This is a genomic window from Rhodoferax sp., assembly GCF_023701345.1.
Classification (GTDB): domain Bacteria; phylum Pseudomonadota; class Gammaproteobacteria; order Burkholderiales; family Burkholderiaceae_C; genus Rhodoferax.
Genome location: NZ_JAMPXE010000109.1, coordinates 1 through 11,454, shown reverse-complemented (window position 1 = coordinate 11,454; position 11,454 = coordinate 1). Strand labels below are relative to the sequence as shown.

The 11,454-nt window shown below is 62.2% G+C and carries 13 protein-coding genes and 1 pseudogene; 9 read left to right on the top strand and 5 right to left on the bottom strand.

Features of this window, described 5'->3' with window-relative positions:
* The 5 genes from NDI87_RS13530 to NDI87_RS13510 form a co-directional block, all read left to right on the top strand.
* On the top strand, nucleotides 1-181 hold a 181-nt coding region (locus tag NDI87_RS13530), incomplete at its 5' end, for a hypothetical protein (protein ID WP_296275879.1).
* Complete coding sequence (locus NDI87_RS13525) at nucleotides 178-978, top strand: amino acid ABC transporter substrate-binding protein (RefSeq protein ID WP_296275877.1); 801 nt, start codon at nucleotides 178-180, stop codon at nucleotides 976-978. The genes NDI87_RS13530 and NDI87_RS13525, both read left to right, overlap by 4 nt.
* 102 nt (nucleotides 979-1,080) lie before the next feature.
* Nucleotides 1,081-1,734, top strand: a complete 654-nt coding sequence (locus tag NDI87_RS13520; RefSeq protein WP_296275876.1) for an amino acid ABC transporter permease — start codon at nucleotides 1,081-1,083, stop codon at nucleotides 1,732-1,734.
* Between the two features lie 4 nt (nucleotides 1,735-1,738).
* Nucleotides 1,739-2,491 carry an amino acid ABC transporter ATP-binding protein gene (locus NDI87_RS13515; protein WP_296275874.1) on the top strand — a complete coding sequence of 251 codons (753 nt, stop codon included), beginning with the start codon at nucleotides 1,739-1,741 and terminating at the stop codon, nucleotides 2,489-2,491.
* 14 nt (nucleotides 2,492-2,505) lie between these two features.
* On the top strand, nucleotides 2,506-3,063 hold the full coding sequence (locus NDI87_RS13510) for a lipocalin family protein (protein WP_296275872.1): 558 nt from the start codon (nucleotides 2,506-2,508) through the stop codon (nucleotides 3,061-3,063).
* A gap of 108 nt (nucleotides 3,064-3,171) precedes the next feature.
* Here the strand turns inward: NDI87_RS13510 and NDI87_RS13505 are convergent, their stop codons facing one another.
* The 4 genes from NDI87_RS13505 to NDI87_RS13490 form a co-directional block, all read right to left on the bottom strand.
* Nucleotides 3,172-4,017, bottom strand: a complete 846-nt coding sequence (locus tag NDI87_RS13505) for a TatD family hydrolase (RefSeq protein ID WP_296275870.1) — start codon at nucleotides 4,015-4,017, stop codon at nucleotides 3,172-3,174.
* Between the two features lie 20 nt (nucleotides 4,018-4,037).
* On the bottom strand, nucleotides 4,038-4,427 hold the full coding sequence (locus NDI87_RS13500; RefSeq protein WP_296275868.1) for a hemerythrin family protein: 390 nt from the start codon (nucleotides 4,425-4,427) through the stop codon (nucleotides 4,038-4,040).
* A 66-nt stretch (nucleotides 4,428-4,493) separates the two neighbouring features.
* Nucleotides 4,494-5,183, bottom strand: a complete 690-nt coding sequence (gene lolD / locus NDI87_RS13495) for a lipoprotein-releasing ABC transporter ATP-binding protein LolD (RefSeq protein ID WP_296275866.1) — start codon at nucleotides 5,181-5,183, stop codon at nucleotides 4,494-4,496.
* On the bottom strand, nucleotides 5,176-6,432 hold the full coding sequence (locus tag NDI87_RS13490) for a lipoprotein-releasing ABC transporter permease subunit (protein ID WP_296275864.1): 1,257 nt from the start codon (nucleotides 6,430-6,432) through the stop codon (nucleotides 5,176-5,178). Before NDI87_RS13490 ends, lolD begins: the two co-directional genes overlap by 8 nt.
* Before the next feature lie 115 nt (nucleotides 6,433-6,547).
* On the opposite strand from NDI87_RS13490, the gene NDI87_RS13485 reads away from it, so the two are divergent.
* From NDI87_RS13485 to recJ, 3 genes are all read left to right on the top strand, one after another.
* A complete protein-coding gene (locus tag NDI87_RS13485; protein ID WP_296275863.1) occupies nucleotides 6,548-7,894 on the top strand; it encodes a fused MFS/spermidine synthase in 1,347 nt (448 codons plus the stop codon).
* Between the two features lie 61 nt (nucleotides 7,895-7,955).
* Complete coding sequence (locus tag NDI87_RS13480; protein ID WP_296275861.1) at nucleotides 7,956-8,906, top strand: phosphoglycerate mutase; 951 nt, start codon at nucleotides 7,956-7,958, stop codon at nucleotides 8,904-8,906.
* Nucleotides 8,903-10,627 (top strand): single-stranded-DNA-specific exonuclease RecJ, encoded by a 1,725-nt coding sequence (recJ, locus tag NDI87_RS13475; protein WP_296275859.1) that lies wholly within the window; start codon nucleotides 8,903-8,905, stop codon nucleotides 10,625-10,627. Before NDI87_RS13480 ends, recJ begins: the two co-directional genes overlap by 4 nt.
* 10 nt (nucleotides 10,628-10,637) lie before the next feature.
* Here the strand turns inward: recJ and NDI87_RS13470 are convergent, their stop codons facing one another.
* Nucleotides 10,638-11,306, bottom strand: coding sequence for a DUF599 domain-containing protein (locus NDI87_RS13470; protein ID WP_296275857.1), 669 nt, complete (start codon nucleotides 11,304-11,306; stop codon nucleotides 10,638-10,640).
* 47 nt (nucleotides 11,307-11,353) lie between these two features.
* Here NDI87_RS13470 and NDI87_RS13465 point away from each other — a divergent pair.
* A pseudogene (locus tag NDI87_RS13465) lies at nucleotides 11,354-11,454 on the top strand (phosphatase); the annotation flags it as partial.

Below are 11,454 nucleotides of genomic sequence, written 5' to 3'. Positions count from 1 at the left end.
TTTTTTTTCAAGATGGAACGATTATCCCCAATCGATCCCACAGGTCTTGGAACCGCCGCAGGCGCTAAAATCCAAGGGTTTCTACCAAGACGCAGCGGGCAGCACGGTGTGTTGCAGCAGCTGCCCTCGCCTGAACCCTGTTCGTCCTGCTTACCCCTTTCACAACTGGAAAAACAAATGAAAAAACACGCTGTGTGGTTGATATCCGGCCTGATGGCTGCCCTGGTAGTCACGGGTTGCGGCAAGAAGGAAGAGCCTGCGGCGGCGGCCCCGGCTCCGGTCGCTGCCAAAGCCATTGTCATTGGCCTGGATGACAACTTCCCGCCCATGGGTTTTCGTGATGACAAAAACGAACTGGTCGGCTTTGACATCGATCTGGCCAAAGAGGCCGGCAAACGCCTGGGCGTCGAGGTCAGCTTCAAGCCGATCGACTGGAGCGCCAAGGAATCCGAGCTCAATGGCAATCGTATCGACGTGTTGTGGAACGGCCTGACCATCACCGAAGAACGCAAAGCCAACATCCTGTTCACCAAACCCTACCTGGAAAACCGCCAGATCATCGTGGTGACCGAGAAATCGCCGGTCAAGAACAAAGCGCAACTGGCCGGCAAGGTGGTCGGCGTGCAGGACGGCAGCAGTGCCGTGGAAGCGATTCAAAAGGACGAGGCGACCGCCAAGTCGATCAAGGAAATCAAGAAGTTTGGCGACAACGTCACGGCGCTGATGGACCTCTCCGTCGGCCGTCTCGATGCGCTGGTGGTGGATGAAATCGTCGGCCGTTATTACACCGGCAAGAAGCCGGGCGAGTACCGTGTGCTGGACGAACATTTCGGCACCGAAGACTACGGTGTGGGCACCCGCAAGGGCGACACCGAGCTGGCCGCCAAGCTGGACAAGGCGCTCGACGACATGAAGATGGATGGCACCGCCGCCAAAATTTCGACCCAGTGGTTTGGCAAGGACATCGTCAAGAAATAAATCCGTCAGCCGCCGGGCTTGCAACCCGACATCCGGCCATCTGGTAGGCTCGCTGTGGCGCTACCCGGCCGGATTTTTATTTGCGGGCTCTGACACATTCCCATGGACTACTTCGCCACCATCTTGCCACCCCTGCTACAGGGCAGCGGCGTCACGCTTCAGGTCTTCCTGATCACCTTCGTGCTGGCGGTGCCGCTGGGCCTGGCATTGGCCTTGATCAGGATTTCGCGCTTTGCCTTGCTCAGCACGCTGGTCAATGGCTATATCTGGCTGATGCGCGGCACGCCGCTGATGCTGCAGATGCTGTTCATCTACTTTGCCCTGCCCTTCATCCCGGTCATTGGCGTGCGCTTGCCGGACTTTCCCTCGGCCATCGTCGCCTTTGTGCTGAACTATTCCGCCTACTTTGCGGAAATTTTTCGCGCCGGCATCCAGTCGATCGACCGGGGCCAGTACGAGGGCGCCAAGGTGCTGGGCCTGAGCTATCCGCAGACCATGCGCCGCATCGTGCTGCCGCAAGTGCTCAAGCGCATCCTGCCGCCGATGAGCAACGAGACCATCACGCTGGTGAAAGACACGTCGCTGATTTACGTGCTGGCCATGAACGACCTGCTGCGCGCGGCGCGCGGCATTGTGCAGCGTGATTTCACGACCATGCCCTTCGTGGTGGCCGCCGCCTTCTACCTGTTCATGACCCTGGTGCTGACCTACGGCTTCCAGCGTCTGGAAAAAAAATACGCTGTCTATGATGAATAGTCCGATGATCCGCGCCATTGATGTGCACAAGCGTTTCGGCCCGGTGGAGGTGCTCAAGGGCGTCTCGCTCGACGTCGACAAAGGCGAGGTCATCGCCGTCATCGGACCGTCCGGCTCGGGAAAAAGCACCTTTTTGCGCTGCCTGATCCATCTGGAAACCATCCACCGCGGCAGCATCGAGATCGAGGGCGAGGCGCTGGTGACCACCGATGCCCAGGGTCATTGCCACTACGTGCCGGAAGCCGACATCCGGCGCGTCTGCCGCAAGATGGGCATGGTGTTTCAACACTTCAACCTGTTCCCGCATCTGACCGTGCTGCAAAACATCATCGAGGCACCGCTGACCGTCAAGGCAGCGCGGCTTGATGAGATCGTGCCCAAGGCCGAGGCCCTGCTGCGCAAGGTGGGCCTGTTCGACAAGCGCGACACCTATCCATCGCGCCTGTCGGGCGGCCAGAAACAGCGCGTGGCCATCGCCCGCGCCCTGGCGATGGAGCCCGACATCATGCTGTTCGACGAGCCGACCTCAGCGCTCGACCCCGAACTCACCGGTGAAGTGCTCAACACCATGCGCGCGCTGGCCGAGGAACGCATGACGATGATTGTGGTCACGCATGAAATGGCTTTTGCCCGTGAGGTCGCGGGCCGCGCCGTTTTCATGGACGGCGGGGCCATCGTCGAGTCGCGCCCGGCGCGCGAGCTGTTTGCCGCCCCCGAGCATCCCCGCACCCGGGCGTTTCTGGAAAAGATGCTCTAAGGGCATGTTAAAAAATGAAAATCAAACTGCTTGTCGCCAGCCTCGGCCTGATGGGCCTGAGCGTCGTGGCGCAAACAGCGCCCGCGCCGCAACAGATGCTCAGCGCCATTGCCACGCTGGACGTGCCGCGCTACCTGGGCAGCTGGTACGAAATTGCCAAATACCCCAACAGTTTCCAGAGAAAATGTGTCGCCAACACGCAGGCCCGCTACAGCCTGCTCAGTGCCGGCCAGTTGCAGGTGGTGAACCGTTGCCGGCTCGAAAACGGCGAAACCAGCGAAGCCATTGGCGCCGCCAGACAGCAGGGTGACGCCAACTCGCCCAAGCTCAAGGTCCGCTTTGCCCCGGCCTGGTTGTCGTTCATCCCGGCGGTCTGGGGCGACTACTGGGTGATCGACCTGGACCCGGCTTACCAGCTGGCCGCGGTGGCCGAGCCCAAACGCGAGTACTTGTGGATTTTGTCGCGCACGCCGAAAGTGGACAGCAAGATCTACCAGGCCCTGCTCGAACGCCTGACGCAAAAAGGCTTTGATATCAGCAAGCTGGAAAACTCGCCGCAGCAAGGCGATTGATCGCGCACGCAGGGGGCGGGGTATCGGAGTCTGCCGATTTCGCAAAGCGCAGCGCGTATGAGGCGGACTCCGATACTCCGCCCCCTGCCACCCAAGACGCTCGGTGAGTCATTCCCCTTGCACCAGCCCTGCCAGTTTGGGCAGCGCCGCCAGCGCATTGCGCGTGGTGGCCGCGGCCAGGTCGGCCACGCTGAGACCGCGCAGCTCGGCCAGCACGGCAGCAATGCGCGGCAGCTCGGCGGGTGAGTTGATGCCCTGCGTTTCACCCGCTTCACGCTGCTGGGCGGTTTTATAGAGCCAGTGCGGTGGCATGTCGGGGGCATCGGTTTCCAGCACAAGGGCATCCAGCGGCAGGCTGGCGGCCAGGCGACGCAGTTGCAACGCCCGGTCATAAGTCAAGGCGCCACCAAAACCCAGCTTCAACCCCAGATCGATGAAACTTTGCGCTTGTTGGGCACTGCCGTTGAAGGCGTGGGCAATGCCGTGCCAGTCGGCACGCGCCAAGGTGCGCAGCCCCTTGAGCACCTGGTCCACCGAGCGGCGCACATGCAATAACACCGGCAAACCGTATTTGCGCGCCAGCTTGAGCTGGGTCACATAAAAGTGCTGCTGGCGCGTACGCAGGGGTTCTGCGCAGAGCTCGGGCACAAACAGGTCGAGCCCGATTTCACCCACCGCGACCAGACGAGGGTCGTCCCGGTAGTGCTGCAGCGCGGCGTCGAGCCGGTCCAGGTCGTCGTCTTGCGCCGCTTTCACATACAGCGGGTGAATGCCCAGCGCGTAACTGTCGCCGCCGGCACGGGCCAGTGTGCGCACGCTCTCGAAGTTGGCCACCTCGACCGCCGGCAGAACGCACATGACCACCTGATGGCGCGCGGCCTCGGCCCGCACAGAAGAAGCGGCTGAACCGAATTCCGGGGCATCCAGATGGCAGTGGGTGTCGATGAACTTCATGCACCCAAATCCCAAGCGTGTCAGGCAGACTGGATCGATGCCAGAAAGTGGCCCAGTTTGGCGTCGTCTTTAGGCACATGGCGCTCGCACCAGTCCCGCATCAGCGCGGCAATGGCCGGCTTGTTCATGTACCCCTTGCCCACATCCATGCTGCGACCGATCAAGCGGTCCAACAAGGTTTGATGCTGCGCCATGTGCGCCTCCAGTCCCGGGAAGTTCAGGCGTCGCATCAGCGCTTCCTCCAGCTCGAACTGGGCCCGCGCCTGCTTGCACAGCGCCACAATGGTGGAGCGCAACACCGTCAGGTCATCGGATGCGAGAAACGCGTTGGTCAGCGCGAACAGCTTCTCTTGCATGGCATCCACTTCCACGTCGCCAATCTTGTAACCAGTCTGCCATTCCACTGCCATCTTGACACCTCAAAAATCAGGTTTGCATCCTGCAAATGATAAATAAAAAAACGCTGATCCACGCACCTAAACCGAAGCCGCTTCCGTCAATTGCCCCTGAACCAGCCTGAGCTGACGGGCACAGCGGGCCGCCAGCGCCTCGTCGTGGGTGACCACAATGAAAGCCGTCCCTTGCGTGCGCGCCAGCTCCAGCATCAGGTCGAACACGCCGTGCGCGGTGCTGCGGTCCAGGTTGCCGGTGGGCTCGTCGGCCAGCACGCAGGCGGGTTGCGTCACCAAGGCACGGGCAATGGCCACGCGCTGCCGCTCCCCGCCCGAGAGCTCCGCCGGGCGATGCTGCAGACGGTCGGCCAGGCCCACGCTGGTCAGCATGTTGCTGGCGACCTGCGCCGCCTCGGCATGCGCCATGCGCCTGATCCACAGCGGCATGGCGACATTGTCGAGCGCACTGAACTCGGGCAGCAGGTGGTGAAACTGGTAAACAAACCCCAGGTACCGGTTGCGCAGGCGGCCCTGCTCGGCCTCACCCACATGCGCCAGGTCCTGACCGTGCAGCAGCACCGAGCCGCTGCTGGGCGCATCGAGTCCGCCCAGCAAATGCAACAGGGTACTTTTGCCGGAACCCGACGCGCCCACAATGGCCAGCGTTTCACCAGCGCGCACGTCCAGATCCACCCCTTGCAGCACCGTCACATCGAGCCGCCCCTCTGTGAAGCGCTTGGTCAAGCCGCGGGCGCTTAAAACAATATCACTCATAACGCAGCGCCTCCGCCGGGTTGACGCGGCTGGCACGCCAGCTGGGATAGAGCGTGGCCACAAACGCCAGCACCAGGGAAATAAGCGCGATCGGCAAGATGTCGGCCTGTTGCGGGTCGCTCGGCATGCGGCTGATCAGGTAAATGTCTTTGGGCAAAAAGCTGGCCCGAAAGAGCTGCTCCAGCGCCGGCACGATCACATCAATATTGAACGCCACACCCAGGCCCATGGCCAGTCCGGCGAGCGTGCCAATCACGCCCACCATGGCGCCTTGCACCACAAAGATGCCCATGATGCTGGCCGGGCTGGCCCCCAGCGTGCGCAGAATGGCGATGTCGGCGCGTTTGTCGGTCACGGTCATCACCAGCGTGCTGACCAGATTAAATGCCGCCACCGCCACGATCAAGGTGAGGATGATGAACATCATGCGTTTTTCAAGCTGAACGGCGGCAAACCAGGTGCGGTTTTGTCGCGTCCAGTCGCGGATCAGCAAGTTGTCAGTCAGTGTGGTGGCCAACTCGGCAGCCACTTCCCGGGCCTGGTGCAAATCGCGCAACTTGACGCGCACGCCACTGGGGCCTTCCAACCGGAAGATGCGCGCCGCGTCCTCGATGTGCATCAGCACCAGACCCGAGTCGTATTCAAAATGGCCCGAATCAAAAGTGCCCACCACCGTCATTTGCTTCAAACGCGGCACCACCCCGGCGGGCGTGACCTGGCCACTGGGTGCCACCAGCGTCACCTTGTCACCGGCAATCACCCCCAGGCTGCGCGCCAGTTCGGCGCCCAGCACCACGCCAAACTCGCCGGGAATCAAGCGATTCAAACCGGTGTTCTTGAGTTCCAGCGCCAGATCGGTCACCTCGCCCTCGCGGGCCGGGTCAATGCCCCGAACAAGGGTGCCTTTCATGTCCTCACCCCTGGCCAGCAGGGCCTGGGTGGCAATGAAAGGGGCCGCGCCAATCACGGCCGGGTTGGCGCGAACCTGCGTCAGCGTGCGCGCCGCGTCGGGCAGGGCCTCGCCGTTGGGGGCAAAAATCTCGATGTGCGAGACCACGCCCAGCATGCGGTCACGCACCTCTTTCTGAAAGCCGTTCATCACGCTCAGCACGATGATCAAGGCTGCCACGCCAAGCGCAATGCCAAGCATCGACACGCCCGAGATGAACGAGATAAACCCGTTGCGCCGGGTGGCCCGGCCAGCCCGCGTGTAGCGCCAGCCAAGAATGAGTTCGTAGGGAAGTTGCATTGACTGAAAGCGATTGAAAGAAGTGGCATTGTGACATTGCGACCCAAAATCAATGCACACGACCCCTGTTGCCACCTTTTGGTTTAATGAGCCTCCCACTACTTGATGACCTGCCGTGCCACGCAAACTGCTCTACCTCATCGTTTTCATTGAAGGCTTCTGTTCGCTCGGCGCAGAAATCATTGCCCTGCGCCGCCTCGTGCCGCATGTCGGCAGCGCCATTGTGGTCACTGCGCCTACCATCGGCCTGTTTCTGCTGGCGCTGGCGCTGGGTTATGGGTCTGGAGCGCGGGTGTCGGAGCGGTTCACGGCGGTGGTGGCGCGCAATTTTGTGATTGCGGCCCTGCTGGCGGGTATCGGGCTGGCGCGCATCACGGTCGATGGTCTGTTCACCTTGGTGCAACCGACCTGGCTGGCTTACCTCTTGTTCATCGGCGGCGTGCTTTGTCCACTGGCCTGGCTACTGGGGCAAACGGTGCCCGTGCTGACCAACCTGATGAAACACATGCGCACGGGCGAAGCCAGCGGCTACGCCCTGTACTGGTCCACGCTGGGCTCGTTTCTGGGCTCAGTGAGTTTGTCACTGGTGATGATGCAATGGCTGGGCGTGTCGGCGGCGGTGCTGATGTGTGCGGTGCTGTTGACTTTGGGCAGCCTGTTGCTGGCAAAGCCAGACTGGCAGGCCTGGAGCAAGGCGCTGATGGTGGGCTTGGCGGCTGCTTTCATCAACCTGCAGCCCAACGCCGAGGTCGTGGATACAGCCTATGCGGACTACACCATCAAGCCCCTACCGCAGCCCGGACAAGCCACCCGGCGCGCTTTCATGATCAACAATTCGCTGGCCTCGATAATGGACGACAGCCAGCCCCCCAACTACGCCCGTTATGTGCAACACCTGCGCCACATCATTCTGGACGAGCTTGGCCTGAGCGGGCGTGAGATTCTGGTGCTGGGTGCGGGTGGTTTCACCTTGTCCCACCAGGAGCCCAGCAACCATTACACCTACGTCGACATTGACGCAGAAATCCGCGCCATTGCCGAGCAACGCTTTCTGAAAGGTCCGATTGAAGGCAGCTTCATCGTGGACGATGCCCGCCGCTTTGTCCGCAGCACCGACAAGCAGTTTGATGCGGTGGTGGTGGATGTGTTCAGCAGCCACACGTCAATTCCCGGGCATTTGGTGACGCGGGAGTTCTGGCAGGATACCCGCCGCACACTGGCACCCAGGGGCATTTTGCTGATCAACCTGATTCTGGACGGTCGCCTGGAAACCCCTTATGCTCGCAACCTGCTGGCCACCATCGAAAGCGTTTACGGCCGCTGCGCCGTCGAAGTGCTGCACAAGTCTGCACCCTTGAGCAACGTGATCGTCAGTTGTTATGACAGCAGCCATCCAGGCCGAAGCGCGCCCTATACCGACGAGCGCAACAATGCGGATTTGGACCTGGCACTGTCGCAGTAAACCGCTGGCCGGCTACCATTCGCCATGCTCTGAGAGCTGCTTTTAACCGGACAATCGCGCCATGCACCTCATCATCCCCTATGCAGCCAGCCATTCTGAAGGCTGCCAAAGTGTTCTACCCTCACTCAAGTTGCCTCATCTGCAAAAGCTCCTGACTTGTCTGACGGCCCAGTCGATCGATGTTGGTGACGAATTGAGTTGGTCGCCGCCCCATGAGCGGGCGCTGGCCCGGACCTTGGGGCTGACGCCGAGCGACGGGCAGATTCCCTGGGCAGCGCTGCAGGCGCAAAAATACCCGGAGCTGGCCGCCCTGAAAGGCGCCTGGACTTTTGTGACGCTATGCCATTGGCAGGCCGGCATGCATGAAGTGACCCTGCGCCAAATCCCGATGCAGGACCTGAGCGCCACCGAGTCCGACACCCTGTTGGCAACCATGAGACCTTTTTTTGCGCAGGACGGCATCACGCTGTACCCCGACGCGCCGGGGCGCTGGCTGGCGCACGGGGCCGTTTTTGAGGGCCTGCCCAGCGCCTCGCCAGACCGGGTGCTGGGCCGCAACCTGGTGCCCTGGATGCCCGCAGCGGCACAGGCCGGCAGCCTGATCCGGCTGATGAGCGAAATGCAGATGCTGCTTTACACCCATTCCCTGAACGATGCCCGCGAAGCGCGAGGTGCGCTGCCCGTCAACGCCATCTGGTTCAGCGGCACCGGGGCACTCAACGGCTTGCCTGCTGACACGGGCTTGCCGTCCAGCCCAACCACCCTTGTCCCGGCACTGCGCGAGGCCGCGCTGCAGGAAGACTGGACTGCCTGGGCCAGCGCCTGGCATGCCCTGGATGCGCTGGAAATCAAGGCCTTGCTGGACGCCCACAACCGGGGCAAGGCGGTTCAAATCACCTTGTGCGGCGAGCGACACGCGCAAAGCTGGCACGCCGTGCCGCAAACCCTGATGCAAAAAATCAGGCCTTTTTTTGGTTCACAGCCCATCCTCAGCAAGCTCGAACAGTTATGAAAATCATGGTCAGAGATGCCCCGCCCAGAAGCATCTGGGCGCTGGAGCAAGCCGGGATTCATCCCTTGCTGGCGCAACTTTACGCCGCGCGCGGTGTGCAAAACCCGCAGGAACTCGACGACGCGCTGGCCAAACTGCTGCCCCCCGCCAGCATGCTTGGCGCAGCGGATGCGGCGCGCCTGCTGGCGGACGCCATTCGCGATGACAAAAAACTCTGCATCGTGGCCGATTACGACTGCGACGGCGCCACCGCCTGCGCGGTCGGCCTGCGCGGCCTGCGTCTGCTCGGTGCCCGCCATGTGGACTACATCGTGCCCGACCGGGTGCAGGATGGCTATGGCCTGACCCCGCCCATTTCCGAGCGCGTCAAGGCCAGTGGCGCCGACGTGCTGATCACAGTGGACAACGGCATTGCCAGCTTCGACGGCGTGGCCCGGGCCCGCGAACTGGGCCTGCAGGTGCTGGTGACCGACCACCATTTGCCGGCCCTGCGCAATGGCCGGATTGAACTGCCCGACGCCGACGTGATCGTCAACCCGAACCAGCCCGGCTGCGCCTTCGAGAGCAAGGCCATCGCCGGGGTCGGGGTGATGTTTTACGTGCTGCTGGCGCTGCGCGCCGAGTTGCGCCAGCGCGGGATATTCGACGCGCAAAACCAGCCAAAATTGGACACCCTGCTGCCGCTGGTGGCACTGGGCACCGTGGCCGACGTGGTCAGGCTCGACACCAACAACCGCCGCCTGGTGGCGCAAGGCCTGAAACGGGTGCGCGCCCAGGCCCTGCCTGCCGGGCTGGCGGCCCTGTTTGTGGCGGCCTCGCGCGAGGCCCGCAGCGCCACCACGTTTGACTTTGGCTTTGCCCTGGGGCCGCGCATCAACGCCGCCGGGCGCCTGTCCGACATGACGCTGGGCATTGAATGCCTGCTCACCGACGACGCCGGTCGCGCTTTGGAGCTGGCCAAAGCGCTCGATGCCATCAACCGCGAACGCCGCGACATTGAAGGCAGCATGCGCGAACAGGCGCTGCTGGTGGCCGAGTCGCTGTTTGAAGACGCAGCCGAAGCCCCGCCCGCCATTTGTGTCTTCGATGCCAACTTTCACGAAGGCGTGGCCGGCATTGTGGCGGCCCGCCTCAAGGACAAGTTCCATCGCCCCAGCTTTGTCTTTGCCAGCAGTGGCGCCAGCGGCCACACACACGAACTCAAGGGCTCGGGTCGTTCGATCCCGGGTTTTCACCTGCGCGACGCGCTCGACCTGGTGGCCAAGCGTTACCCCGGCGTGTTGCTGCGCTTTGGCGGCCACGCCATGGCGGCCGGCTGCACCCTCAACGTTGACCAGCTGGACACCTTTGAGCAGGGCTTGAGCGAGGTCGCCCAGGAATGGCTCGATGCCGCCACGCTGACGCGCCGCCTCGATACCGACGGCGCCCTCAAGCCCGAATACCGCCGCCCGGACCTGGTGGACACGCTGCACCACGAGGTCTGGGGCCAGGGTTTTGCCGCCCCCACCTTCAGCGAAGAGCTCGAAGTGGTGTCGCAGCGCCTGGTGGCTGACAAACACCTGTCACTCAAGCTCAAACACCGCGGTGAACCGGTCGATGGCATCTGGTTTGGTCGCACCGAGCCGCTGCCCAGCCGCGTCACACTGGCGTTCAGGCTCGATGTGGACAGCTGGCGCGGTGAAAGACGCGTGCGTTTTCTGGTCGAGGCTGCCGAGCTCTGAGCTGACCCGGCTAGCCCATCAGGTCGGTATCGCGCCGGGGCGCCCGGTCCAGATGGAACAGGAAAAACACCATCGCCATGGTGGCGCCCAGCAACCAGAGCGGGCCAAACAACCAGAACAACAGCGGCACCGTGAAGTAATAAGAACGCATGCCAATGCGGTAGTAGATGCCGGCCCGGTTGAGCTGCGCCTCGACCCGCCTGATCTGGACCGCTTCACTGGCCTTGTCCAGTGGCACATTGATCAGATAGCCGATGTGGTGAAAAATCCGCACCGACATGGAAAATGAAAAAAACGCAAACAACAGGTCAAACAACATCATCAAGAGTTTGAACAACCACATTTCAGCACCCGCGCGCTCAAAAAAATTGAGCATTTGCCAAGTCCCGGAGAGCTTGTCGCCCTGCGCACTGAGGGTGAGCACACCAATGATCAGCAACACGGCCGTCGAAGCCATGAAGCTGGCCGACATGGTGGAGTTGCGCAAGGTTTGCACCGCCAGGATGTCGCGCCGCTCACGCATCACGCTCCCCACCCAGGCCGCGCGCGCGGCCAGCATGACGTCCTGAGCACTGGAAGCCGGGGCACGCTTGGTACGCCAGCGCAAGTAACGCTGGTAAATCAGCACCATGCAGGCCGAGGCCGCAAAAGACAATAGATCGGTCGCGTGCGAGGTCATGAAGTCATTCATGACCTCATTTTGCCAGTCGCCCCTAGAATCTGAATATGAACGCCCCCCTGAACGCTGACTTGCATTGCCATTCCGTTGTCTCCGACGGCACCCTCACCCCTGAAGAACTTGCCGCCCGCGCCAAAACGCAAGGGGT